This window comes from Plantactinospora sp. BC1 (genome assembly GCF_003030345.1).
Taxonomy (GTDB): Bacteria; Actinomycetota; Actinomycetes; order Mycobacteriales; family Micromonosporaceae; genus Plantactinospora.
Genome location: NZ_CP028158.1, coordinates 4,077,478 through 4,102,073, shown reverse-complemented (window position 1 = coordinate 4,102,073; position 24,596 = coordinate 4,077,478). Strand labels below are relative to the sequence as shown.

The window sequence follows — 24,596 nt, the reverse complement described above, 5'->3', positions numbered from 1 at the left end:
GGTGAGACCCGGTGAGCGGGGCCGGACCGGAAACGGTCCGGCCCCGCTCGCGCTTTCCGGGACGGTGCTCCTGCTCGGCCTGGTCGTCGGGCTCGGCTGCGCGCGACCCGGCGCCGACGCCGGGGGCGGCGCACCGACCCCGACCGACGTGGTCCGGCCGACTCCGGCCGGCAGCCCCTCCCGACCGCCCTACCGGTGCCCGCCGGCGCCCTCTGCCGCCGCCCGGGTGACACCGGCGCCGCCGGCCGGCACCCGGAGCCCGGGGCCGATGCCGGACATCTCCCTGGGCGCCACCACCCGACCTCCGACCGAACAGGAACTGGCCGAGCAGTTCCACCGCAACGAGGAGGCCAACGAGGGCTTCCGGACCCGGGGTCGGCTTGCCGACGCGGCGGCCGCCGACGCGGCCGGCTGCGCGATCCGGGTACGCGCCGAGCTGGATCGGCTACGCCGACTGGGCCGGTACGACGTGACGTCGCTCACCGAGGCGCTCGGCCGGACCCGCCTGACCCAGGTCGAGGTCCGCCCACCCGGCCGACTCGACCCGGCGGGTGGTGCCGGGCTGCTCTTCGCCGGCTGGACCGGGCACGCCTGCGTCTTCGGCACCCACGGCCGGCCGGCGTCCACGGTCGAGATCGGCACCCCGATCCGGGACGGCGGCTGCCTGCCCGCCCCGGACTGAGCCCACCGGCCGGCCCGATGCGGCTTGCCGAATTACCCCCGGGGGGTATATTTCCTCCCGAGGGGGTGATCGATCGTGCGCCACGACCACCAGCACCACGAGGCAGAGCCCGGGCACGGCGGACACGACAAACATGCCGGGCACGATCCGGAGGCGTTCCGCCGGAAGTTCTGGCTGAGCCTGGCACTGACCGTGCCGATCGTGCTGACCAGCCACATGGTGATGGACTGGTTCGGCTACTCGCTCGACTTCCCCGGCATCTCGCTGGTCGGACCGGTACTCGGCTCGGTGGTCTTCCTCTACGGCGGCTGGCCGTTCCTGGTCGGCGGGCTGCACGAGCTGCGCGACCGTACGCCGGGGATGATGCTGCTGATCTCGATGGCGATCACCGTCGCCTACGTCGCCTCGCTCGCCACCAGCCTCGGCACGTTCGACCTCGACTTCTGGTGGGAACTCGCCGCCCTGGTCACCATCATGCTGCTCGGGCACTGGCAGGAGATGAAGGCCATCGGGCAGGCCCGGGGTGCCCTCGCCGCACTCGCCGCGCTGCTGCCGGACGAGGCCGAACGGGTGGCGGCCGACGGCGACGTACGCCGGGTGCCTCTGGCCGAGCTGCGCGTCGGCGACGTGGTGCTGGTCCGCCCCGGCGCCCGGGTACCGGCCGACGGCCGGATCGCCGACGGCACCGCCGAGCTGGACGAGTCGATGATCACCGGCGAGTCCCGCCCGGTCTCCCGTACCCCCGGCGACCGGGTGGTGGCCGGCACCGTGGCGACCGACTCCGCGATCCGGGTCCGGATCGACGCCGTCGGCGAGGACACCGCGCTCGCCGGCATCCAGCGGCTGGTGGCCCAGGCGCAGCGGTCCAGCGGTCGCGCCCAGGTGCTCGCCGACCGCTTCGCCGGCTGGCTGTTCTACGTCGCCACCGCCACCGCCCTGACCACCTTCGTGGTCTGGTCCGCGCTGGGCGACGTCGACGAGGCGGTGGTGCGTACCGTGACGGTGCTGGTGATCGCCTGCCCGCACGCGCTCGGCCTGGCGATCCCGCTGGTGATCGCGCTCTCCACCGCCGTGGCCGCCAAGGCCGGCATCCTGGTCAAGGACCGGTTGGCGCTGGAGCGGATGCGCACCGTCGACACCGTGCTGTTCGACAAGACCGGCACCCTGACCCGAGGCGCCCACACCGTCACCGCGGTCGCCGCCGACCCGGGAACGGCGGGCGCCGAGGACGAGGTGCTCCGGCTGGCCGCCGCGGTCGAGTCGGACAGCGAGCATCCGCTCGCCCGGGCCATCGTCGCGGCCGCCGCCGAGCGCGGCGGCGTGCCGACCGCCACCGGCTTCCGGTCGCTGACCGGCCGGGGCGTGCGGGCCACCGTCGAGGGGCGGGACCTCGCGGTCGGCGGGCCGGCGCTGCTGCGCGAGCTGGCCGCCCGGCCCGGCGCCGACCTCGAACGGGTCGCCGCCGGCTGGTCGGCGCGCGGTGCCGCCGTGCTCTACCTGGTACGCCCGGACGACGCCGGGCCGCGCGTGCTCGGCGCACTGGCCCTGGAGGACGAGGTACGCCCGGAGGCCGCCGAGGCGCTCACCGAGCTGCGGGCGGCCGGGGTACGCCGGATCGCCATGATCACTGGTGACGCCCGGCCGGTCGCCGAGTCGGTCGCCGACAGGCTCGGCTTCCGACCGGGGGTGGACGAGGTCTTCGCCGAGGTGCTTCCGGCGGACAAGGACGACAAGGTGACCGACCTCCAGCGCCGGGGCGCGACGGTGGCGATGGTCGGCGACGGGGTCAACGACGCCCCGGCACTGGCCCGGGCCAGCGTCGGCATCGCGATCGGCGCCGGCACCGACGTGGCGATCGAGTCGGCCGGGGTGGTGCTCGCCTCGTCCGACCCGCGCGGGGTCACCGGCGTCATCCGGCTCTCCCGGGCCTCGTACCGGAAGATGATCCAGAACCTGGCCTGGGCCGCCGGATACAACGTGGTGGCGCTGCCGCTCGCCGCCGGGGTGCTCGCCTGGGCCGGGATCGCGCTGAGTCCGGCGGTCGGCGCCGTACTGATGTCCGGCTCCACCATCGTCGTGGCGCTGAACGCCCAACTCCTCCGCCGGGTACGACTGGTCCCGCCGGCACGCTGAGTCGACCGGGTACGACACCTATATATAGGGCGGCCGTACGGAGAGAGTCGGGATCAGGCCCAGGCGCGCTCGAAGGCGATCCGTGCCTCCAGTTCGAGCAACTGGCGTTTGCGGGGCAGCCCACCGCCGAAGCCGACCAGTTTGCCGCCGGCACCGACGATCCGGTGACAGGGCACGATCACCGGGATCGGGTTGCGGTTGCAGGCCACCCCGACCGCCCGGGCCGCCCCGGGGTCGCCGACCGCCGCGGCCACCTCGCCGTAGGTGCGCGTCTCGCCGTACGGGATCTTCGACATCTCCGTCCAGACCGCCCGCTCGAACTCCGAGCCCCGGCGTACCGAGAGCGGCACGGCGAACTCCGTCAACTCCCCGGCGAAGTACGCCCGCAGCTCCGTCACCGCCGTCGTCAGCCCGGCGGCGTCCGGGTCGACCGCCCCGGTCAGGGCGGTGGCGGGCAGCGCCCCTTCCACCGGCCCGAAGTGCACGCCACAGACGCCGACGTCGTCGACTCCGACGGAAAGCTCCCCGATCGGGGAGTCGAGTACGGTCCAGCGCATCCCGCCATTCTCCACCCCCGCGACCTGACCCCCGGTTCCGTAATCCGGCTCACATTCTGACCGATCGGTTAGTTACTGACCGATCGGTCAGTGCACGCTGGGACGCGGAGGTGGGAGCGCAGTGGCACGTGGCAGGACCCGGGCGGAAATCCTGGCAGTGGCGGGCGAGCGGTTCGCGCACGCCGGATTCAAGGGCACGTCCCTACACGACATCGCGGTCGAGGTCGGCTGCTCCAAGGCCACCCTGCTCTACCACTTCGACAGCAAGGAGGCGATCCTCCTCGCCCTGGTCGCCCCGGCCGCCCGCGAGCTGGTCGAACTCGACGCGCGGCTCGGCGGGCTGGATGCCGACGCCGCGCGGGAGGCCGCCATAGACGGCTTCGTCGACCTGGTGGTGACGTACCGGCGGGAGGTCGCGCTCATCTACCACGACCTGCCGTACCTGCTCGAGCATCCGGCCTTCGCCGACCTGCAACCGGCGACCGCCCGGCTGATCTCGGCCTTCGCCGGCCGATCGACCGACCCGGCCGACGAGATCGCCGCACAGGTGCAGCTCGCCGGGATCACCGCGGTCGTCATCGACCGGCCCGACGACGACGCGGTCGAACTCCGCTCCGCGCTGGTCCGGATCGCCCGGCGGGCACTACTCCACCCGGCAGCGGCCCCGATCTCCGCAGACCGCACCTGATCCCCGGTTTGCCGGCCACGTCGCAGGGCACCGACCACCAACCCCGCAAGACACCCGATCCGACGACCAAGGAAGCGACCAACATGGCGACACTCCTCTACCGACTAGGCCGGGCATCGTTCCGGCGCCGCCGGCTCGTGGTGGTCCTCTGGCTCGTCCTGCTGGCCGCGCTCGGCGGGGCAGCGGTGGCGTTCATGGGCCCCACCTCGAGCAACTTCTCCATCCCCGGCACCGAGTCACAGCGGGCGATCGACGCGCTGGAGCGGGAGTTCCCGGAGGCGAGCGGCGCCACCGGCACCATCGTGGTGGCCGCGCCCGAGGGCCAGCAGCTCGGCACCCCTGAGCGGCGGGCGGCAGTCGCCGAACTGGTACGCGAGGCCGCCACCCTGCCCGGCGCGGTCGGCGCGCTCGACCCGTTCACCACCGGGGCGCTCTCCCAGGACGGCCGGTACGCGCTCGTGCAGGTGCAGTTCACCGAGCAGGCCGACGAGGTCACCGAGGCGCAGCGCGAGGCGTACGAGCACAGCGGCTCCGCCGCGACGGCGGCCGGGCTGCGGGTGGAACACGGCGGCGAGGTGATGTCCAGCGTGCCCGAGGTGGGCAGCACCGAGGCGATCGGCGTACTGGTCGCACTGGTCGTACTGGTCGTGACGCTCGGCTCGCTGGTCGCGGCCGGGATGACGATGCTCAACGCGCTGATCGGGGTCGCCGCCGGAATGGCCGGCCTGTACGCGCTCAGCAACGTCATCGAGCTGACCAGTACCGCTCCGATCCTCGCCCTGATGCTCGGCCTCGCGGTCGGGATCGACTACTCGCTCTTCATCACCTCCCGCTACCGGCAGAACCTGCTGGAGGGGCTGGAGCCGGAGGAGGCGGCCGGACGGGCGATCGGCACCGCCGGCTCGGCGGTGCTCTTCGCCGGCGTCACCGTCGTCATCGCGCTCGCCGGGCTGGCCGTGGTCAACATCCCGTTCCTGACCATCATGGGACTCGCCGCCGCCGGAACCGTCGCGGTCGCCGTACTCGTGGCCCTGACGCTGCTGCCCGCGCTGCTCGGCTTCGCCGGCCGGCGGGTGCTGCCGCGCCGGCTGCGCAACAGCACCACCGGTCCGGAGTCGGCCGCCGCTGCCGCCGAGGGCTTCGGGTTCCGCTGGGCCCGGCTCGTCATCCGGCTCCGGATACCGCTGATCCTGGTCTCCGTGCTCGGGCTCGGCGCGCTCGCCCTGCCCGCCGTCGACATGCGGGTCGCGCTGCCGGACCACGGCACCGCTCCGCACGGTACGCCGCAGCGCGAGGCCGCCGACCTTATCACCGAGGGGTTCGGGCCGGGATTCAACAACCGCCTGGCGCTGGTGGTCTCCAGCGAGTCGCCCGAGCGGACCGCCACGGTCGCCCAGGAGGTCACCGCCGTACTCCAGGGCACCGAGAACCTGCTCGCGGTCAGCCCGCCCAACCTGAGCCAGGACCGGCTGACCGCCCTGCTGGCGGTGATCCCGACGACCGGTCCGACCGACCCGGCGACCGAGACCCTGGTGCACCAGATCCGGGAGAAGGTCGGCCCGATCGACGGGGTCGCCGGCACCGACGTGGCGCTGACCGGCCAGACGGCGGTCGGGATCGACGTCTCGGAGACCCTCGCCGACGCGATGCCGTGGTATCTGCTGCTCGTGGTGGGGCTGTCGGTACTGCTGCTGATGCTGGTCTTCCGGTCGCTGCTGGTACCGCTGAAGGCGGCGCTGGGCTTCCTGCTCACCGTCGGGGCCACCTTCGGGCTCACCGTGCTCGTCTTCCAGCAGGGCCACCTCAGTGAGCTGGTCGGGCTGGACACCCCGGGTCCGCTGGTCAGCTTCCTGCCGATCCTGCTGATCGGCATCCTCTTCGGCCTGGCGATGGACTACGAGGTGTTCCTGGTCTCCCGGATGCGGGAGGACTTCGTGCACGGCGACACCCCGACCCAGGCCACCATCAACGGCATGGGGCACGGGGCCCGGGTGGTCACCGCCGCCGCGCTGATCATGACCTCGGTCTTCGCCGGCTTCGTCCTGCTCGACGACCCGGTGATCAAGTCGATGGGCTTCGCGCTGGCCATCGGGGTGGCGATCGACGCGTTCGTGGTCCGGATGACGATCGTGCCGGCGGTGATCTCGCTGCTCGGCCGGAGCGCCTGGTGGCTGCCGGGCTGGCTGTCGAAGCTGCTGCCCAACGTCGACATCGAGGGCGAACGCCTGCGCCAGCACCTCGCCCCCGACGCCGAACCCGACCGGACCCCCGCCCGGGTCTGACCACCGCCCGACCGTGGGCTGCCACCACCCTCCAGCGGGGCGGTGGCAGCCCACGTTTTTCGAACGAGGCAAACTTTTCCCCGTCCCCGACGTCTGAGGAGGCGGGAGGTGTGTCGTGGGTCGGGCGTCCGAGCGGGAGTTCACCGCATTCGTGCACGAGCGGGGCGACGTGTTGCTCCGCGTCGCCCAGGCGCTCGCCGGTGACCGCTACGCCGCCGAGGACCTGTTGCAGAACGCGCTGGCGAAGGCGTACGCCCGGTGGCCCCGGATCCGGGGCGACGCGGAGCCGTACGTCCGGCAGATCCTCTACCACGACCAGGTCTCGGCCTGGCGGCGGCGCGGACGGCGGGCCGAGGTGCCGCACGCCGAGGTGCCGGAACCACCCGCCCCCGACACCCAGCACGACCACGACACGGCGGTCCGGATGATGCTCCGGGACGCGCTGATGATGCTGCCACCCCGGCAGCGGGCGGTACTGGTGCTGCGCTATCTGGAGGACCAGACCGTGGAGCAGACCGCCGCCGCGCTCGGCTGCCGCCCCGGCACCGTGGCCAGCCAGGCGTCCCGGGCCCTGAGCAAGCTCCGCGAACTCGTGCCGGAGTTCGCCGAGCTGACCGAACCGGCGGAGGCACTGCGATGAAAGAGCGCGCGGAGGCACTGCGATGAGCGAGCGCGCGGAGGCACTGCGATGAGCGAGCGCGCGGACCGGCTGCTGCGGGAGGCCGTACACGAGTTGGCCGGCAGCCCGCACCAGCCGCCCGATTTCGCGGCCGCCGCCGTCGTGCAGGGACGGCGGATGCGCCGACGCCGGCAGACGATCGCGGCCGCGGCGTCGGTCGTCGCGGTCGCCGCCATCGTGGCACCGTACGTCTGGCTCCGGCCCGACCCGCAGCCGCCGGGCCTGGCGGTCGGCGGCCCACCGGCGGCGACGACGACACCGGCAGCGGTGTCGACGAGTCCGCCGACCCCCCAGCCGAACCCGTCGGGCGACTGGCACGACGGACCGGTGGAGCTGCCCGGCGGCGCCCTGCTGCTCAGCGCGCGCCCGGCCGGGTCGAAGGGCCCGACCTGGGCGTACGACACCAATCGGCGGCGCTACGTCAGCGTCCCGGAGACCTACACCTCGGTACGGGTGTCTCCGCGCCACCCGGTGGCCGCGGTACGCCACTCCGGGCGCTCCACCGAGATCGGGCTCTACGACCTGGCCACCGGCAAGCCGCAGTGGTTCGAGACCGGTGCCACCGTCGCGGGCGTCGAGTGGTCGCCGGACGGGCGACGGCTGCTCGTCAGCCTCCGGGACAAGAAGGGGGTCGCCTCGATCGGGCTCTTCGTCCTCGGGGAGGGAACGCTCCAGTTCCATCCGGTCAAGGCGCGCCCGGTGAGCTGCGCCGGCCTGTGCCGCTTCACCTGGACGCCGAACGGCCGGGAGGTGGCGGTGTCGCAGGCCGACCCGGTCGTGAACCCCCCGGGGGCGGCCACGTCCTCCCGACCCGGCCTACAGTTCTTCGCGGCCGACGACGGTATGCCGACCCGCTCCGCGCCGGTGCACGGCGACGTCACCAGCTCGGGGGCGTGGTCGCCGGACGGCGCGCTGGTGGTGGTCTCCGGGGAGCCCGGGCCTGCGGGCCGGGGAAACCCGATTCCGTCCGGCGGTGAGCAGGTGACCGGGCAGCTCGTCTCGGTGCAGACCGGCAAGGTGGTACGCCGACTGCCGACTGCCGACGTAACGTGGCTCACCGCCGACCGACTGCTCTATGTGGACGGTATGGCCCGGTCCGGCCGGCTCACCGCCGTACTCCTGGATCCGGCCGGGGTGGAGCACGAGCGGGTCGACCTCCCCGCCGAACTGGGCAGGAGCGACGAGATCACGGTCGCGGTGCGGTGAGCACCGGGTAACGATCCGGTACGTGCACCCCGGATCGGGGCAGTTTCACCCCCATTCCGGATGGCGAACGGCTAATGTCGCACGGACGTCCGGCCGGGGTGGGTGCGGTGAACCAGGCCCCGATCCGCTGCCCACCGGCCGGCGTCCGAACCGCCCCGCGCAGGGCTTGCCGCGCACGCTCCGGCTGGCCGTCCGGCTCCGTCGACTGTGGACGCGCGGCATCCCGGCCCACGCTCAGCGGATTCCCAGGTTGCCTGGACCGGTTACCTTGCAGTCGTGGCAGCGGGGACCCTGATCTTCCTCATCATCGGCGGCGCCGGAGTCGCGGTGCTGGTGCTCGCCCTGCTCGGTACGGAGTTGGCGCACATCGGCAACCCCGACATCGACGGTCCGGTCAGCCTGGAGGCGATGGCCGCGTTCGCCGGCGTACTCGGCTTCGGCGGAGCCATCGCCAACGAACTGCTCGGCGGTCGTACCCTCGGCCAGGTCGTCGCCGCGGGCGGCCTGGGCGCGCTGGCGGCGGTGCCGGCCGGTTGGCTCGCGGCCCGGATCTCCCGGGCGGCCCGGAACATGCGGACCGACGCCACCCCCACCCGCAACGACCTGGTCGGCTCCCTCGGGGTGGTGGTCACCCCGATCCCCACCGCCGGCTACGGCGAGGTGCGGGTCCGGGTGGGCGGCCAGCCGGTGAAACTCAACGCCAGGGCCGAGCGGCCGATCGCGCTCGGCGCGCAGATCTTCGTCGTCGAGGCGCTGACCGAGACCAGCGTCCTGGTCGAGACCTACTGACCCCGGACCGCTCCGCGGGCCCGTGCCGCCGCTCGGACCCCGGCACGGCGCACCGGACACACCCCATCCGCCACCCACGAACGTCGACAGTCGACCGCGCACGTCAACCCCCAATCCGGAATGGACGGTGTCATGCTGATCCTCATCGCCATCGGCGGAGCAGTGCTCCTGGCCTTCATCCTCGTCATGTTCGTGCTCTCCCGGATCAAGGTCGCCGGGCCGAACGAGGCATTCATCGTCACCGGCCGCAAGGGCCGTACGACGCAGAGCGCCGACGGGAGCCGCTCGACCGACATGTCCGGGCAGAAGGTCGTACTCGGCGCCTCGGTCTTCGTCCTGCCGGTGGTGCAGAAGCTCCAGTCGCTCGACCTCTCCAGCCGGCGGATCGACGTCAGCATCAAGGGCGCGGTCAGCAAGCAGGGCATCCGGGCCGAGCTGCACGGCGTGGCGATCGTCAAGGTCGGCGGCACCGAGGACGCGATCCGCGCCGCGGCGCAGCGGTTCCTGCACCAGCAGGACGAGATCGAGAGCTTCACCCGCGAGGTACTGGCCGGCGCGCTCCGCTCGATCGTCGGCCGCCTCACCGTGGAGGAGGTCATCCGGGACCGGGCGGCGTTCGCCAGCGCGGTCGCCGAGGAGGCCGAGCACTCGATGACCAACCAGGGTCTGGTGCTGGACACCTTCCAGCTCCAGGACATCCTGGCCGAGGGCTCCTACCTCCAGGACCTGGGCCGGCCGGAGGCGGCCCGGGTGCTCAAGGACGCGGCCATCGCCGAGGCCCGGGCCCGGCAGGTCGCCGAGACGGAGCGGCTGCTCGCCGAGGAGAAGATCGCCGAGGCGAACCGGAACCTGGCGCTGAAGCAGGCCGGCATCCAGGCCGAGATCGACGCCGCCAAGGCCAAGTCCGCCGCCGCCGGCCCGCTGGCCCAGGCCGAGCGGGACCAGGCGATCCTCACCGAACAGCAGAAGGTCGCCGAGCGCAACGCCGAGCTGAAGCAGCGCCAGCTCGACACCGAGGTCCGCAAGCCGGCCGACGCCGCCCGGTACAAGGTGGAGCAGGAGGCCGAGGCGTCCCGTAACGCGGCGGTGCTGGCCGCCGACGCCGAGCGGCAGGCCACCATCGCCGCCGCGCAGGCCGCCGCCGAGCAGGCCCGGCTGACCGGTGAGGGCGAGCGGGCCCGCCGGGCGGCGCTGGCCGAGGCGAACGCGATCGAGGGTGCCAAGGAGGGTGAGGCCGAGCAGCGCCGGCGTACCGCCATCGCCGACGCGGTCGAGCGGGAGGGCCAGGCGGAGGCGGCGGCGATCCTCGCCCGGGGCCAGGCCGAGGCCGAGGCGATGTCGCGCAAGGCCGAGGCCTTCTCGGCGTACGGCGAGGCGGCCGTGCTCGACCTGCTGGTCAAGGTACTGCCGCAGGTGGTCGAGGCGGCGAGCGCCCCGGTCGGCGCGATCGACAAGATCACGGTGATCTCCACCGACGGCGCCTCCTCGCTGACCAAGTCGGTGGCGGCCAACGTGGCCCAGGGGCTCCAGCTAGGCACCGACCTGACCGGGGTCGACCTGGCCGGGCTGCTCGCCCGGCTCGGCGCGGCCCGGGGCGGCGCCGACCAGGTCGTCGACGGCACGCTGACCAACGGCGGCAAGGCGGTCGAGCCGAAGAGCTGACCCGGGGACGTTCCACCCCGCGGCCCGGCCCGGAGTTGCCGCTCCGGTGCCGGGCCGCCTGCCGTTACCGCTCCGGGCTCCCCCCGCTGCCCCGGCCCGCCCGCTATCGGGAGCGGGTGTAGTGGGTGGTGTAGGCGAGGGACTTCTGGGTCAGCCGGTCGCCGACGCAGGTGTAGTTGGCCGGGGCGGTGGAGGCGGTGAAGGACCGCCAGGCTCCCGGCGTACCGGCACCGACCCGCAGTCGTACCTCAGCGGCGGAGCGTACGTCCCGCAGCTCGATCCGGTCCCCGACCACGGCGTAGCGGTAGTCGACCCGGCCGCGCAGTTCGAGTACGACCTCCTGGCCGGCGTAACTGCCAGCGAAGGAGGTGCCGTCGCCGTAGTCGGCGATCCCGGTGCCCCCGGCGCCGAGCGAGAGCGTCGAGCCGGTGCCGCCGGTGAAGGCCAGCCGGCCCACCCCGGGCACGTCCACCTGCTCCTCGTGGGAGGTCACCCGCCAGACGCCGGTCAGGCAGCCGGCCCCGTCGGGGAGTGCTGCGCCGCTCGGCGTACTCCCCGCCGGCCGGGTGCCGCCGGTGGCGGGGTCGGCGCCCGTCGAGCCGGCGCCGACCGGGTCCCGCGACCCGTCGTCGCGGAGCACGAGCACCAGCACGATGGCCACGACGAGGGCCACCAGCGTCGACAGCAGCGCCACCATCGGCACCAGGAAGGAGCGTTCGCCCGGCCGACCCGAGAGGGCCACGGTCACCTCCCCGCCCGTCGTACGCCGGATAGCACGCTATCGCCAGCGGGCGCGGCGGGCGAGCCGTCCGTTCGGGCATTGACAGACCGGCTGGCTGTAACAGAGTCTGTTACAGCCAGCGGAGGGCGGTGCGGACGGGTGGCGGCGAACAGTCGACTGACGATCGCGGTGCACGTGCTGACCTGGATGGCGCTCTCCGAGCGGCGCGGCCGGCAGGTGCTCACCTCCGACCAGGTCGCCGCCAGCGTGCGGACCAATCCGGTGATCATCCGGCGGAGCCTCGGCGAGCTTCGGCAGGCCGGCCTGGTCACCGTGCGGCACGGCGTCGGGGCGGGCTGGAGCCTGGCCCGCCCGCCGCAGGAGATCACCCTGCTCGACGTCTACGTCGCGGTCGAGCGCGAGCCCCTCTTCGCCCTGCACCGCAGCGAGCCCAACCCGGAGTGTCCGGTCGGCAGGGGCATCCGCCCGGCCCTCGGGCGGTTCTACGGCGACGTCGACCGGGCGCTGCGCCGGGAACTCGCGGCCACGTCGATCGCCGACGTGCTGCACGAGACACTGGAGACGGGACAGGAATGACCGAGGTACGCCACCCGATCGTCGAACTGCGGCAGTACACCCTGCACAGCGGCGCCCGCGACACACTTGTCGACCTCTTCGACCGCGAGTTCGTCGAACCGCAGGAGGCGGCCGGGATGGCGGTGATCGGGCAGTTCCACGACCTGGCCGACCCGGATCGCTTCGTCTGGCTCCGAGGCTTCCCGGACATGTCCCGCCGGGCCGAGGCACTGCACCGGTTCTACGGCGGCCCGGTCTGGCAGCGGCACCGGGAGCGGGCCAACGCCACGATGGTCGACTCGGACGACGTACTCCTGCTCCGCCCGCTCGACGAACGGTCCGGCTTCCCGGCCCCGGCCGCACGCCCGGCGGTCGGCCACCGCGACCAGCCCGCCTCGCGGGTCCTGCTGACGCTCTGCCACCGGGCCGAACCCGTCGACCAGGCGTTCACCGCCCTCTACCACCGGCGGATCGGGCCGCTGCTCGTCGAAGCCGGCGCCGCGCCGCTCGGCTGCCTCTCCACCGAGTACGCCGAGAACACCTACCCGGCCCTGCCGGTGCGCACCGGGGAACACGTCGCCTGCTGGCTCACCCGGTTCGCCGGGGACGCGCAACTCGACGAGCACCTCCGGTGGCTGGACCGGTCCACCCGATGGCGGCACGAGGTGCTCCCCGAACTCTCCGCCACGCTCACCGGGCCGCCGCGACAGCTGCGGCTGGCTCCGACGGCCCGCTCGGCGCTGCGTTGACCGCGCGGCCGGCGTTCAGTCGATGGCGCCCTGTTCCCGGGCCCAGCGCCGCAACTCCGCCTCGGCCTCGTCCCGGTCCAGCGGGCCCCGCTCCAGGCGCAGCTCCTTCAGGTGCCGCCAGGCTCGACCGACGATCGGCCCCGGCGGCACCCCGAGCAGCTCCATGATGGCGTTGCCGTCGAGGTCGGGGCGTACCCGGGCGAGGTCCTCCTCCGCCTGGAGGCGCGCGATCCGCTCCTCCAGCGCGTCGTAGTCGGCCGCCAGCGCGGCGGCCTTGCGGCGGTTGCGGGTGGTGCAGTCCGACCGGGTCAGCTTGTGCAGCCGGGGCAGCAGGTCACCGGCGTCGGTGACGTACCGGCGCACCGCCGAGTCGGTCCACTCGCCCCGCCCGTACCCGTAGAACCGCAGGTGCAGCCCGACCAGCCCGACCACCTGGCCGATCACGTCCTTGGGATAGCGCAGCGCCTTCATCCGCTGCTTGGTGAGCCGGGCGCCGACCACCTCGTGGTGGTGGAAGCTGACCCGGCCGTCCGGCCCGACCGCCTTGGTGGCCGGCTTGCCGACGTCGTGCATCAGCGCGGCCATCCGGAGTACGAAGTCGCAACCGTCCTCCTCCAGCCGGACGGCGTTGCTGACCACAATCAGGGTGTGCTCGTAGACGTCCTTGTGCTGTGCATGCTCGTCGATCTCCAGCTTCAGCCCGGACAGCTCCGGCAGGAAGCGGTCGGCGAGGCCGGTGTCGACCAGCAGCCGCAGCCCGGTGATCGGGTCGGCACCGCAGAGCAGCTTGGTGAACTCGTCCCGGATCCGCTCGGCGGTGATCCGGTCGAGGTCGGTCGCCATCGCCCGCATCGCCGCCCGGGCCTCCGGCGCCACGGCGAAGCGCAGTTGCGCGGCGAACCGGGCGGCCCGGAGCATCCGCAGCGGATCGTCGCCGAACGACTCGGCGGGGGTGCCCGGGGTCCGGATCACCTTCTCGGCGAGGTCGTCGAGCCCGCCGTACGGGTCGGTGAAGTCGTGCCCCGGCAGGCTGACCGCCATGGCGTTGATGGTGAAGTCGCGCCGCCGCAGGTCGTCGGCGAGGTTGTCGCCGTACCGGACGACCGGGTTCCGGCTCACCTGGTCATAGGACTCCGCCCGGAAGGTGGTGATCTCCAGCCGCAGCCCGTCCCGCTGTGCGCCGATCGTGCCGAACTCGCGCCCGGTCTCCCAGGTCGCCTCGGCCCAGCCCTTCAGCAGTCGCAGCGTCTCGTCCGGGTGCGCGTCGGTGGCGAAGTCGAGATCCTCGCCGAGCCGGCCGAGCAGGGCGTCCCGGACCGAACCGCCGACCAGGTGCAGCTCGTGACCGGCGCGGGCGAACCGGCGCCCCAACTCGTCGGCGACCGGCGAGACCCGGAGCAGTTCCGTGACGGCGTTGCGCTGGGCAGCACTCAGGGCCGACCGGCTGGCGGACGGCGTCGCGGGAGCGCTGTTCGGGGCGGATGTTTCGGACATGGGATCGCCAGCCTACTGAACCGTCCGGCACCGACCGGCGCCGGGCACGCCGGCCGACCGGTGACGGGGCCGGGCGGGCGGATGACCGGGTTGACTAAGGTTCCAAGGTGCCGGCGGGTGCCCTGCCCGCCGTACCCCTTTGGGAGGCTGACATGGCTGGCGGGCTGTACCGCAGCGCGAACGCCATGCCCGACGGCGTCCCGCCGCCCCAGGACGGCGCCACGCTGATCTCGGCGCAGCCGGCCCTGGAGAGCACCACGCCGCCGCCGGAGACCGCCGGCAGCGCCGCCGGCAACAGCGCGATCATGGCGATCGGCAGCCTGGTGAGCCGGGGTACCGGCTTCCTGCGCACCCTGATGGTCACGGCCGCGCTGGGCGCCTTCGCGGTCAACGACGCGTACGCGACCGCGTTGATCATCCCGCAGATGGTCTACGAGTTCCTGCTCGGCGGCATCCTGACCAGCGTGCTGGTGCCGGTGCTGGTACGCCGACGCCGGGTCGACCCCGACGGCGGCCAGGCGTACGCCCAACGCCTGCTCACCCTCGCGGTGCTGGCCCTCGGCGTGGCCGCGGTGCTGGCGATCGCCGCCGCCCCGCTGCTGACCGCGATCTACGCGGGCGGCCGCGGCGGCGACTACCACTCGCTGGTCACCACGCTCTCCCGGCTGCTGTTGCCGATCATCTTCTTCTCCGGGCTGAGCGCGCTGGTCGCCGCGATCCTCAACACCCGTGGGCACTTCGCGGCGCCGATGTGGACACCGATCCTCAACAACCTCGTCATCATCGCCGCCTGCGCCCTCTACATCGCCATCTACGGCACCGAACTCATCGACCCGGCCGAGATGAGCCCGGGTCGGATCCTGCTGCTCGGCGGCGGCACCCTGCTCGGGATAGTCGTCCAGGCCGTCGGCCTGCTGCCGGCGCTGCGCAGGGTCGGCTTCCGCTGGCGGTGGCGGTTCGACTTCCGGGCGCTGGGCCTGCGCGAGCTGGGCCGGCTCGGCGGCTGGATGTTCTGCTACGTGGCGGTCAACTCGATCGGTCTGATCGTGCTCTTCAACCTGCTCAACCAGGTCGAGGGCGAGTCGGCCGGACCGGCCATCTACAACAACGTCTTCCTGCTGCTGATGATGGCGCACGGCATCATCGCGGTCTCGATCATCACCGCGCTGATGCCCCGGATGAGTGCCGCCGCCGCCGACGGCCGGTTCGAGGACATGGCGACCGACCTGTCCCGTACGGTCCGGACCGTCACCGCCGTGCTCGCGCCGATCGCGGTCTGCTACGCCGTACTCGCCGAACCGATCGCGGTGAGCCTCTTCGACTACGGCGCGGCCCGGGGCGACGCGGGGGCGATCTCGCCGGTGCTGCTGGTCGCCGCGCTGGCGCTGATCCCGTTCGCGGTCAGTCAGGTCTTCACCTTCGCGTTCTGGGCGCTGCCCGACACCCGCATGCCGGCGCTGATCAACATCCCGGTGGTACTGGTCCGGATCCTGGTGCAGATCCTCGTCTTCGCCGTCTTCTCCACCTCGGTACTCGCCTCCGGGATGATGGTCGGCAACGCCGTCTCGTACGTCGCCGCGGCGGTGATCTCCGCCTGGCTGCTGCGCCCCCGGATCGGCCGGATGGGGCTCGGCGCGATGCTCAACACCTTCGGCCGGGTGGTCGTGGCCGCGCTCGGCGCCACCCTGGTCGGCCTGCTGGTGGTGGTCCTGCTGCCCGGCTCGGCGATCGAGAACCGCTGGCTGGGCTTCCTGGAGGTGGCGATCGGCGGGGCGGCGATCGGCGCCACGTACCTCGGACTCGCCCTGCTGCTGCGGATCCGGGAGATAACCACGGTGGTCGGCATGGTCCGGCGCCGGCTCGGTCGGTGAGCCACCGGCGACCGGTCGGGGTGCGGGCTGGGGACGTACCTGTGGAAAACCCGGCGCGTCCCGCTCGGACCTCCGCGCACACCCTGTGGACGACGGCTGACCGACTGTCACGGTGCGACCGGGTCGTACTGTCCGCGATGTGATCGACGTGACCGCCGTTGCGCGCCCCACCCGGATGCTCTCGACCTCGTGCGTCCGGCATACTTCCGGCGCACAGGGGAAGGTGCCGGGTGCATGCCGACGTCCCGGACGACAAGGGTGCCGGGCGGGGGCGGCGGGCCGGCACACCGACCCCGTAGCAAACTGTTGAAATTAACCTATAGATTGCTAAATGCACGGGCCATCAAGGTGGCTGACAGCGGACGATCCAGCGCGCTTCCCGACACATCCGCCCAGCAGGTCGGCGCACGGCCGCAAGATGACGTGTCGGGGATCAGTCAGACCCGGGTAAGGTCGCTCTCGACGGGTGCGGCGAGCGCCTAGGCTAGGAGTGCCGGTGGCCGTCCGATTCCTTCGAAGGCGGAGCGGGAAGCCAGATGCCTAGCAGCACGGGTCCATCGATCGACACGATCACCGAGGGAGGACGGGTGACCCAGGTCGGCGAAGGTCAGGAGGCGGACGAGGCAGCTCCGTCCGTGATGACCTTCGGTGCCCCCGCCGTCGGTGAGATCCTGGCCGAGCGGTACGAGCTTGCCGAACACATCAACGACGACAGCGCGGGCCGGCAGGTCTGGCGCGGTGTCGACGTGGTGCTGCGCCGACCGGTCGCCGTGGTGCTGCGCTATCCCGGCGGCGACTCCGCGAAGGAGATGCTCCAGGCCGCGGTGGCGGCCAGCCGGGTGATCCATCCCAACCTGGTCGGCGTCTACGACGCGATCGACGAGGAAGACCGGGCGTACGTCGTCCGCGAGTGGGTGGACGGACACTCCCTGCGGGAACTCGTCGCCGAGGGGGTGCTCGACCCGGCCCGGGCCACCAGCATCGCGCACGCCGTCTCCGGGGCGATCTCCGCCATCCACGCCACCGGCATGGTGCACGGCAACCTGCACCCCGGCACCGTGATGGTCGGCGACGACGGCCGGGTCGTGCTCGCCGACGCGCGTACCGACGGCGCGGACACCCCCGAGACCGACGTACGGGCGGTCGGCGGCATCCTCTACTACGCGCTGACCGGCCACTGGCCGCACGCCGAGGCGTCCCTCACCGCCGGCTCCACCCGGCGCTCCCGCTCTCCGCTGCCCGACGCGGTACGCGACGCGAGCGGCACCATCGCGGCCCCCCGGCAGGTCCGGGCCGGCGTACCCGCCTACCTCGACGACCTCACCATGGACCTGCTCGACTCGCAGCTCGCGGTGCCGTCCTCGGACGTCCTCGCCGCCGAGCTGGGCCGGCTCGACGCCGCCGCCGAGGAGCACTACCTCGACAGCGGGCCGCTCCGCTTCACCTCCGGTGACGACGGCGGCCCCGACCTGCCGACGCCGAGCAACCGCAGGATGCTGATCGGGATCGCCGCCCTGCTGGTGATCGCGCTGGTCGGGCTCTCGCTCGGCATCAACGCGCTGGTCGGCGACCGGGACCCGTCCGACGGCCAGGCCGGGCCGGCCCCGAGCGCGGGCACCAGCACCGAGCCGGCGGTCGCCGGAGACCCGGAGCCACCGGCCGCCACCCCGCGCAAGGTCAACCTCAAGGGCGACCAGGTCCGGGTGATCGACCCGGACGGCACCCGGAGCGAGCTGGACGACGTGGAGAAGGCGGTCGACGGCGACGTCAACGAGGGCTGGGAGACCGAGACCTACCGCAACGGTTCGAAGTTCGGCAACAAGAAGGACGGGATGGGCATCCTGATCAACCTGGGCGAGCCCAGGGAGGTCACCAGCGTCCAGGTGGACTTCTCGGAGAGCGGCGTCTCCGCCGAGCTTCGCTCCGGCAGCAAGGACTTCCCGGCGAACGCCAGCGGCGACCGGGCGCTCGTCGAGGCGTACAGCAACCGGATCGGCAACGCGTACGAGAAGACCGACAGCACCAGGGTCCTGTTCAGCAACTTCGTGGCGGGCCAGAAATACCAGTACCTGATGCTGTGGATCACCGACCTGCCGGAGACCGAGCCGGGCGCCGCCCGGTGGAAGATCGGGGTTCAGGAGATCACGGTCCAGAGCCGGTGAGCCACCGGTCGTCCCCGCACGTGCGCGATTCGGCTATCGTGCGGCCATGACCGGCGGGTTGGGCTCCGACGCCGCCGGCCGCGCCGGCTCGTCCCCCGTCCACCCCTGGGCGTCGACCGACCCGGCCCGGCCGGCGCGCCCGGCCCTGGGCGACGTCGAGCCGCCCGGGTCGCAGGCCCCGGGCCGGCCCGACGGTACGGCGCCCCGGCCGCCCGGTTCCGTCCGGCTCGACCCGACCGCCCGACCCGCCAGCACAGGCCCGGTCGACAGCACAGCCTCAATCGACGGCACAGGCCCGGTCGACGACACAGCCTCGATCGACGGCACAGGCCCGGTTGCTGGCACAGCTTCGGCCGACGGCACAGGCTCGGCGGAGGCGGCCGGCGCGGCTGACGGCACCGGCCCGGGCGGCGGCGGATCGCCCGGCGATCCGGAGCGCAGCGACGCCGAACTGCTCCGGGCGCATGTCGACGGCGACCGGGACGCCTTCGCGACCCTCCTGCACCGGCACCGGGACCGGCTCTGGGCGGTGGCACTGCGTACGGTCTCCGACCGGGAGGAGGCGGCGGACGCCCTACAGGACGCCCTGCTCTCGGCGCACCGCTCGGCGGCCCGGTTCCGGGGCGAGGCCGCCGTCACCACCTGGCTGCACCGGATCGTGGTGAACGCCTGCCTCGACCGGATCCGCCGTCGGCAGGCCCACCCGACCGTGCCGCTGCCGGACAGCACCCGCCCGCTCGACACCGCCCGCTGGCAGGGCGGCGTCGAGCCGGCCGCGCCGGCCACCGACCACGACACCAGGCTCGTCGTACGCCAGGCGCTCGCGGAACTCCCGGTCGAGCAGCGGGCCGCGCTGGTGCTGGTCGACCTACAGGGCTATTCGGTCGCCGAGGTGGCCGAGATCCTCGGTGTCGCCGAGGGCACCGTGAAGAGCCGGTGCGCCCGGGGACGGGCCCGGCTCGCCCTCCTGCTCGGCCACCTCCGACCGGCGGGTACCGGCCGCGACCCGGCGCCGAGCCCGAGGGTGCCGTCGGTCACCAGCGGGAACCTCGGCTCCGGCGGCGGCGTCCGATCGGAATCGATCCGGCTGGGGACGGACAAGCAGGTGGCACCGGGCCGGCGTGGTGGCCGGACCGACCAGGACCAGGAGGAATCGTGACCGGGGGCCAGTTCCGGGAGGTCGATCTCGACCTGCTGGCCGACTATGTCGGTGGCGCGCTGCACGGCACCCCGGACGAGACCGAGATCGCCCGGCTGGTCGACCGGGACCCGGCCTGGGCCGAGGCGTACGCCGCGCTCACCGCCGGGCTCGACGCGGTACGCCTCGATCTCGCGGCCTGGGCCGCCGAACCGACCCCGATGCCGTCCCCGGTGCTCGACCGGCTGATCACGGCACTGGCCGACGCGGCCATGCCCGACAGCACCGCACCGTCCACCGGCACGAGACCGTCCACCGGCACGAGCCCCGCCGAGGTTCCCGGGACACCGGCGGAGCCGGCCGAAGCTCCCGGGGCGGAGTCGGACCGGGCTCCGGCGCAGCCGGCCGAGGCTCCCGGAGTGCCGGCGGAGGCTCCCGGAGTGCCGGTACCCGTTCCCGGAGTGCCGCCGGAGCCGGGCGAGGTTCCGGCACCGGGTGCCGGTGGCCGGCCCGGCGTCACCCCCGACTCCGGGACCGGCCCGGTGAGCGGGTCCGCACCCGGCGGGCCGACGCGTCCGGCCGGCCGCCCCCGTCGAGAACAGCCGGCGGAGCCGACCCGGCCCGGCGGCGGCACGCAGCGCCCCGGCACACCCGGTCGGCGACGGCGCTGGGCGCGGCGGATGGCCGCTCCCATCCTGCTCGCGACCGTGGTCGCCGGCTTCGCCGGATTTGCCCTCAACGGGCTGGTGGATGGCGGGGACAGCGCCGGTGACCAGTCCGCCGGTACGGCGATGAACTCCGAGGAGGACGCCGGCGTGCCGCAGATCCTCGGCTCCGGCCCGCCCCGGACGGTGGTCGAACCCTCCGCCGAGCGGCTGCTCTCCACCGGCACCGACTACACCCCCGACTCCCTGCCGGACACCGTCTCCAACCTGGCCAGGCAGGCCGTCTCGACCACCGCGCCGCCGCGGTCCTCGCCGCAGGTCCGCAGCTCCGGCCCGGTACGCGAGGACGACGCCGACCCGGGCGTCCGGAGCACCGGCCCGAACCCGGCGACCGCCGCCTCGCCGTGTTGCCTGCCGACGGGGGCCGACAAGTCCCTACAGCGACTGGGCGACCGGTCCGTACTCGCCGCCTGCCTGGACGCGATCGCGGCCGAGCACGCCCAGGGCCCGGTCGCGGTCGAGCTGGTGGACTACGCCACCTTCCAGGGCAAGGCCGCGCTCGTCGTCGTCTTCACCGATCCGTCGGGCGCCCGCTGGGCCTGGGTGACCGGCCCGAACTGCGGTTCACCGGCCGCCGGTGCCGACGTCACCTATCAGAGCCGGGTAGGGTGAAACAACGCCTCATCGGCTGTTTCGTCGGCGCAGTGACATGACCCACCGGATGACCGGCTCGGGAATCCCCGGTTCGTACGATGACGTTCTGGCTTGCAGGTGCCGGTGCCGTACGTGGCCGGCGCTCGGACCGCCGTCGGCGCATGGCGTCGGTGGCGCAGAGACACACATCGGGAGACGGCAGTGGACGAGGTCCGCAACCTGATCATCATCGGCTCTGGGCCGGCCGGTTACACCGCGGCGGTCTACGCCGCGCGCGCCAATCTCAAACCGCTGGTCATCGAGGGTGTGCAGTCCGGCGGTGCGCTGATGACCACCACCGAGGTGGAGAACTTCCCCGGCTTCGCGGACGGCATCATGGGTCCGGAGCTGATGGACGCGATGCGCAAGCAGGCCGAGCGGTTCGGGGCCGAGTTCGTCACCGACGACGTGACCCGGGTCGAGCTGGCCGACACCGGCGTGCCGGGCTCCGGCGCGGTCAGCACCGCGTACGTCGGCGAGACGGCGTACCGGGCGAAGGCCGTCATCCTGAGCACCGGTTCGGCCTGGCGGCCGCTGGGCGTGCCGGGCGAGCAGGAGTACCTCGGGCACGGTGTGTCGTCCTGTGCCACCTGTGACGGCTTCTTCTTCCGGGGCCAGGAGATCGTGGTGGTCGGTGGCGGGGACTCGGCGATGGAGGAGGCGACCTTCCTCACCAAGTTCGCCAGCAAGGTGACGATCGTGCACCGCCGGGACGAGTTCCGGGCCAGCAAGATCATGGCGGACCGGGCGCTGGCGAACGACAAGATCCAGGTCGAGTGGAACAGCGTGGTCGAGGAGGTGCTCGGCGACGACGGCAAGGTCTCCGGGGTACGCCTGCGCAACACGCACACCGGCGAGGCCAAGACGCTCGACGTCAGCGGCGTCTTCGTGGCGATCGGCCACGACCCGCGCAGCGAACTGTTCCGGGGCCAGGTGGAGCTGGACGAGAACGGCTACGTCAAGGTCCAGGCGCCGAGCACCCGGACCAACATCCCCGGCGTGTTCGCGGCCGGTGACCTGGTCGACCACACCTACCGCCAGGCGATCACCGCGGCCGGCACCGGCTGTGCCGCCGCCCTCGACGCCGAGCGGTTCCTCGCGACGCTCGAAGAAGACTGAATTCCAACGCACGTAGCAACCCCCCGAGGAGGACTAGTGGGAGCAACAAGCGCCGTCACGGACGCCAACTTCGCCAGTGACGTGCTGCAGTCCGATACGCCGGTACTGGTGGACTTCTGGGCCGAGTGGTGCGGACCGTGCCGCAAGGTCGACACCCTGCTGGAGGAGATCGCCGGCGAGATGGGGGACAAGGTCCGGATCGTCAAGCTCAACATCGACGACAACCCGGAGACCGCTCGTGCCTACCGGGTGCTCTCGGTGCCGACCCTGACGATGTTCAAGGGCGGCGAGCCGGTCCAGTCCATCGCCGGGGCCCGGCCCAAGAGCGATCTGCTCAAGCTCATCGAGACCGCGCTGTAGCGGGAGCCACAGCCAGCCGACGCGCCCGCCTCCGGGGGATCCGGACGCGGGCGCGTCGGCGTCTCCGGCCCGTGACGGGAGCCGGCCGCGACGACAGGACCGGACCGCGGACGGCCGTCCCGTGGCGGATCTGACACCACCGGTACGTCCAGCCGCGTCTGGCCTACCGACCGAACGGGTATATCCGCAGCCAGGCGCCGGCGTTGGCCGGATGCCGTACGGTCAACGACGGGCGGGGGCCAGAGCGCCACGGTACGCTCCGGAAGCGTTCCTCCTCGCGAAGGTGGGTCGGCGCCACCGGGTCGGACCCCCGTCGAGCGGTCCGCCGGGCCCGGCGGAGGAACCACGAACCGTCCACCGCCGGACCGGTCGCAGGGTCGATCCGGCACCGCCCGACAACCGGGCAGACAGCCGCAGACACGCAGAGGGAGGTCGTCCGTGCGTCCGATCCGACGTGGTGACCGGGGACGCGCGGTCATCGAGATCCGAGCCGTCCTGGTCGGGTTGAGCCTGCTGCCCGCCGGTGGGCCGCCCGGCGCCGACGAGTTCGACGCGGAGACCGAGCGCGCGGTACGCGCCTTCCAGCAGGACCGGGGGCTGAGCGTCGACGGTCAGGTCGGTCCGGAGACCTGGCGGGCGTTGGACGCGGCCCGTTGGCGCCTCGGCGCCCGTACCCTCTACCAGGCGATTCCCGACCCGCTGATCGGCGAGGACGTGCGTACCCTCCAGGAGCGCCTGCTGGAGATGGGTTACGACGTCGGCCGCGCCGACGGCGTCTACGGCGCCCGGACGGCCCGCGCGGTCGCCCAGTTCCAGCGCGAGGTCGGGCTGCCTCCGGACGGCGCCTGCGGCCCGCAGACCATGAACGCGCTGCGCCGGCTCGGCCGGAAGGTGGTCGGCGGCCGTCCGACCCTGCTGCGCGAGTCCGACGCGTTCCGCCAGTCCGGGCCGAACCTGGTCGGCAAGGTCATCGTCGTCGACCCCGGTCACGACCCCTTCGATCCCGGCTTCGTGGTGCAGGACGGCACGATGCGGTGGACCGAGGCGGACCTCGCCTTCGACCTCGCCGCCCGGCTGGAGGGCCGGCTCGCCGCCGCCGGCATGCGGGTGCACCTCACCCGGGGCCCGGCTCCGGCGGCACCGCTGGCCGACCTCACCCGGGCCGACCTGGCCAACGAACTCGGCGGTGACCTGCTGATCTCGCTGCACATCGACGGGCACGCGAATCCGGAGGCGGACGGGGTCGCCACCTACCACTACGGCACCTCGAACGGGGTGACGTCGAGCGTCGGCGAGCGGCTGGCCGGGCTCGTGCAGCGCGAGATCGTGGCCCGGACCGGGCTGCGCAACTGCCAGACCCACGCGAAGACCTGGGAGCTGCTCCGGTTGACCCGGATGCCGGCGGTACGCGTCGACGTCGGCTATCTCACCTCACCCACCGACCGGGCGCGGCTGATCGACCCCCGGTTCCGGGACCGGGTCGTGGACGCCATCGTCGCCGCCGTGCAGCGGATGTACTTCCCGGTCGAGGAGGACGTGCCGACCGGCTCGATCGACGTCAGCGAGCTGCGCGCGATGGTGGCGGCCGGCGCCGCCGCCCGGGACTGACCGGCCCGGAGCCCCGGGTGCGCCGTCAGCCGGCAGCCGAGCGGGTGGCCGGGCGTACCGGCCGGAGCAGCCCTTCCGGGCTCATCGAGCCGAGCAGCTTCTCCAGCGCGTACTCGACGTCGGACTTCCAGGAGAGCGCGGTCCGCAACTCCAGCCGGAGGCGGGGAAAGCGCGGATGCGGCCGTACCGTCTTGAAGCCGACCGAGAGGAAGTAGTCGGCCGGGGCGACGCAGCCGCCGGCACCCTCACCCGCGTCGCCGAACTTCGCGTCACCGAACGCCTCGATCGCCTTGATGCCCCGCTTCGTCAGGTCCCGCGCGACCCCCTGGACGAGCATCCGGCCCAGCCCGCCACCGGCGAAGGTGGTGACGATGTGTGCCGTGGTCAGCAGTGCGGCGTCGGCCGAGACCGGGGAGGTGGGAAACGCCATCGACCGGGGCACGTAGGCCGGCGGGGCGTACATCACGAACCCGGCCGGCATGCCGTCGACGTATGCCAGCTTTCCGCAGGAGCCCCATTCGAGCAGCGTCTGCGAGACCCAGGCCTCCTTCTCCAGGCCGGGGTCACCCGCCTCGCGGGCACGTTCGGCGGCCACCGGATCCAGCTCCCAGTAGACGCACCGCCGGCAGGGCCGGGGCAGGTCTTCGAGAGTGTCGAGGGTCAGACTGACCAGACGTCGCGACATCGGCGCATCCCCACAAATCATCCCGGAGGTATAAAGGCCGCAAACATCGCCATCTCCGGTCCCTACCCCCAACGAGC

21 protein-coding genes are annotated in these 24,596 nt (G+C 73.0%); 17 read left to right on the top strand and 4 right to left on the bottom strand.

The window, feature by feature from the left end; genetic code table 11:
• Window position 1: 1 nt before the first annotated feature.
• Together C6361_RS17810 and C6361_RS17805 are read left to right on the top strand one after the other, a co-directional pair.
• On the top strand, window positions 2–682 hold the full coding sequence (locus C6361_RS17810; RefSeq protein ID WP_107268402.1) for a hypothetical protein: 681 nt from the start codon (window positions 2–4) through the stop codon (window positions 680–682).
• 75 nt (window positions 683–757) lie between these two features.
• Entirely contained in the window at window positions 758–2,815 is a 2,058-nt protein-coding gene (locus C6361_RS17805) for a heavy metal translocating P-type ATPase (RefSeq protein ID WP_199853387.1), read from the top strand.
• A 53-nt stretch (window positions 2,816–2,868) separates the two neighbouring features.
• Here C6361_RS17805 and C6361_RS17800 read toward each other — a convergent pair whose 3' ends face one another.
• On the bottom strand, window positions 2,869–3,372 hold the full coding sequence (locus tag C6361_RS17800; RefSeq protein WP_107268400.1) for a methylated-DNA--[protein]-cysteine S-methyltransferase: 504 nt from the start codon (window positions 3,370–3,372) through the stop codon (window positions 2,869–2,871).
• Between the two features lie 121 nt (window positions 3,373–3,493).
• Between C6361_RS17800 and C6361_RS17795 the strand changes: the two genes are divergently transcribed.
• The 6 genes from C6361_RS17795 (at window position 3,494) to C6361_RS17770 (ending at window position 10,678) form a co-directional block, all read left to right on the top strand.
• Window positions 3,494–4,060 (top strand): TetR/AcrR family transcriptional regulator, encoded by a 567-nt coding sequence (locus C6361_RS17795; protein WP_107262504.1) that lies wholly within the window; start codon window positions 3,494–3,496, stop codon window positions 4,058–4,060.
• A gap of 83 nt (window positions 4,061–4,143) precedes the next feature.
• On the top strand, window positions 4,144–6,342 hold the full coding sequence (locus C6361_RS17790) for an MMPL family transporter (protein WP_107264399.1): 2,199 nt from the start codon (window positions 4,144–4,146) through the stop codon (window positions 6,340–6,342).
• A 115-nt stretch (window positions 6,343–6,457) separates the two neighbouring features.
• Complete coding sequence (locus tag C6361_RS17785; RefSeq protein WP_107262503.1) at window positions 6,458–6,982, top strand: SigE family RNA polymerase sigma factor; 525 nt, start codon at window positions 6,458–6,460, stop codon at window positions 6,980–6,982.
• 48 nt (window positions 6,983–7,030) lie between these two features.
• Complete coding sequence (locus C6361_RS17780; RefSeq protein WP_107268399.1) at window positions 7,031–8,227, top strand: WD40 repeat domain-containing protein; 1,197 nt, start codon at window positions 7,031–7,033, stop codon at window positions 8,225–8,227.
• Window positions 8,228–8,503: 276 nt separating this feature from the next.
• A complete protein-coding gene (locus C6361_RS17775) occupies window positions 8,504–9,016 on the top strand; it encodes a hypothetical protein (RefSeq protein WP_107262501.1) in 513 nt (170 codons plus the stop codon).
• 132 nt (window positions 9,017–9,148) lie between these two features.
• Window positions 9,149–10,678 (top strand): flotillin family protein, encoded by a 1,530-nt coding sequence (locus C6361_RS17770; RefSeq protein ID WP_107271016.1) that lies wholly within the window; start codon window positions 9,149–9,151, stop codon window positions 10,676–10,678.
• A 103-nt stretch (window positions 10,679–10,781) separates the two neighbouring features.
• On the opposite strand, the gene C6361_RS17765 is transcribed toward C6361_RS17770, so the two are convergent.
• Window positions 10,782–11,420 (bottom strand): hypothetical protein, encoded by a 639-nt coding sequence (locus C6361_RS17765; RefSeq protein ID WP_159079369.1) that lies wholly within the window; start codon window positions 11,418–11,420, stop codon window positions 10,782–10,784.
• 138 nt (window positions 11,421–11,558) lie between these two features.
• Here C6361_RS17765 and C6361_RS17760 point away from each other — a divergent pair, with 138 nt between their 5' ends.
• Window positions 11,559–11,996 carry an Rrf2 family transcriptional regulator gene (locus tag C6361_RS17760; RefSeq protein WP_107268397.1) on the top strand — a complete coding sequence of 146 codons (438 nt, stop codon included), beginning with the start codon at window positions 11,559–11,561 and terminating at the stop codon, window positions 11,994–11,996.
• Window positions 11,993–12,724 (top strand): NIPSNAP family protein, encoded by a 732-nt coding sequence (locus tag C6361_RS17755; protein WP_107268396.1) that lies wholly within the window; start codon window positions 11,993–11,995, stop codon window positions 12,722–12,724. The genes C6361_RS17760 and C6361_RS17755 overlap by 4 nt, the downstream gene beginning before the upstream one ends.
• Before the next feature lie 15 nt (window positions 12,725–12,739).
• Here C6361_RS17755 and C6361_RS17750 read toward each other — a convergent pair whose 3' ends face one another.
• Window positions 12,740–14,218: a CCA tRNA nucleotidyltransferase gene (locus C6361_RS17750; protein WP_107268395.1), complete on the bottom strand. Its 1,479-nt coding sequence runs from the start codon at window positions 14,216–14,218 to the stop codon at window positions 12,740–12,742.
• Window positions 14,219–14,370: 152 nt separating this feature from the next.
• Here C6361_RS17750 and murJ point away from each other — a divergent pair, with 152 nt between their 5' ends.
• The 7 genes from murJ (at window position 14,371) to C6361_RS17715 (ending at window position 23,834) form a co-directional block, all read left to right on the top strand.
• A complete protein-coding gene (gene murJ / locus C6361_RS17745; protein ID WP_107268394.1) occupies window positions 14,371–16,089 on the top strand; it encodes a murein biosynthesis integral membrane protein MurJ in 1,719 nt (572 codons plus the stop codon).
• A 536-nt stretch (window positions 16,090–16,625) separates the two neighbouring features.
• Window positions 16,626–18,251 carry a protein kinase family protein gene (locus tag C6361_RS17740; protein WP_107268393.1) on the top strand — a complete coding sequence of 542 codons (1,626 nt, stop codon included), beginning with the start codon at window positions 16,626–16,628 and terminating at the stop codon, window positions 18,249–18,251.
• 316 nt (window positions 18,252–18,567) lie between these two features.
• Window positions 18,568–19,410, top strand: coding sequence for an RNA polymerase sigma factor SigM (gene sigM / locus C6361_RS17735; protein WP_107271015.1), 843 nt, complete (start codon window positions 18,568–18,570; stop codon window positions 19,408–19,410).
• Complete coding sequence (locus tag C6361_RS17730) at window positions 19,407–20,726, top strand: hypothetical protein (RefSeq protein ID WP_107268392.1); 1,320 nt, start codon at window positions 19,407–19,409, stop codon at window positions 20,724–20,726. The genes sigM and C6361_RS17730 overlap by 4 nt, the downstream gene beginning before the upstream one ends.
• Window positions 20,727–20,909: 183 nt before the next feature.
• Window positions 20,910–21,866 carry a thioredoxin-disulfide reductase gene (gene trxB, locus C6361_RS17725; RefSeq protein ID WP_107262493.1) on the top strand — a complete coding sequence of 319 codons (957 nt, stop codon included), beginning with the start codon at window positions 20,910–20,912 and terminating at the stop codon, window positions 21,864–21,866.
• A 36-nt stretch (window positions 21,867–21,902) separates the two neighbouring features.
• Window positions 21,903–22,226 (top strand): thioredoxin, encoded by a 324-nt coding sequence (gene trxA, locus C6361_RS17720; protein WP_107262492.1) that lies wholly within the window; start codon window positions 21,903–21,905, stop codon window positions 22,224–22,226.
• 438 nt (window positions 22,227–22,664) lie between these two features.
• A complete protein-coding gene (locus tag C6361_RS17715; protein WP_107268391.1) occupies window positions 22,665–23,834 on the top strand; it encodes an N-acetylmuramoyl-L-alanine amidase in 1,170 nt (389 codons plus the stop codon).
• 25 nt (window positions 23,835–23,859) lie between these two features.
• Here the strand turns inward: C6361_RS17715 and C6361_RS17710 are convergent, their stop codons facing one another.
• Window positions 23,860–24,519 carry a GNAT family N-acetyltransferase gene (locus C6361_RS17710; RefSeq protein ID WP_107262490.1) on the bottom strand — a complete coding sequence of 220 codons (660 nt, stop codon included), beginning with the start codon at window positions 24,517–24,519 and terminating at the stop codon, window positions 23,860–23,862.
• Window positions 24,520–24,596: the final 77 nt, after the last annotated feature.

Coding starts and splice junctions, on each gene's coding strand:
- C6361_RS17800 (WP_107268400.1), bottom strand. CDS start 3,372: ATGCGCTGGACCGTACTCGACTCCCCGATCGGGGAGCTTTCCGTCGGA.
- C6361_RS17790 (WP_107264399.1), top strand. CDS start 4,144: ATGGCGACACTCCTCTACCGACTAGGCCGGGCATCGTTCCGGCGCCGC.
- C6361_RS17780 (WP_107268399.1), top strand. CDS start 7,031: ATGAGCGAGCGCGCGGACCGGCTGCTGCGGGAGGCCGTACACGAGTTG.
- C6361_RS17770 (WP_107271016.1), top strand. CDS start 9,149: ATGCTGATCCTCATCGCCATCGGCGGAGCAGTGCTCCTGGCCTTCATC.
- C6361_RS17755 (WP_107268396.1), top strand. CDS start 11,993: ATGACCGAGGTACGCCACCCGATCGTCGAACTGCGGCAGTACACCCTG.
- C6361_RS17750 (WP_107268395.1), bottom strand. CDS start 14,218: ATGTCCGAAACATCCGCCCCGAACAGCGCTCCCGCGACGCCGTCCGCC.
- murJ (WP_107268394.1), top strand. CDS start 14,371: ATGGCTGGCGGGCTGTACCGCAGCGCGAACGCCATGCCCGACGGCGTC.
- C6361_RS17740 (WP_107268393.1), top strand. CDS start 16,626: ATGCCTAGCAGCACGGGTCCATCGATCGACACGATCACCGAGGGAGGA.
- C6361_RS17710 (WP_107262490.1), bottom strand. CDS start 24,519: ATGTCGCGACGTCTGGTCAGTCTGACCCTCGACACTCTCGAAGACCTG.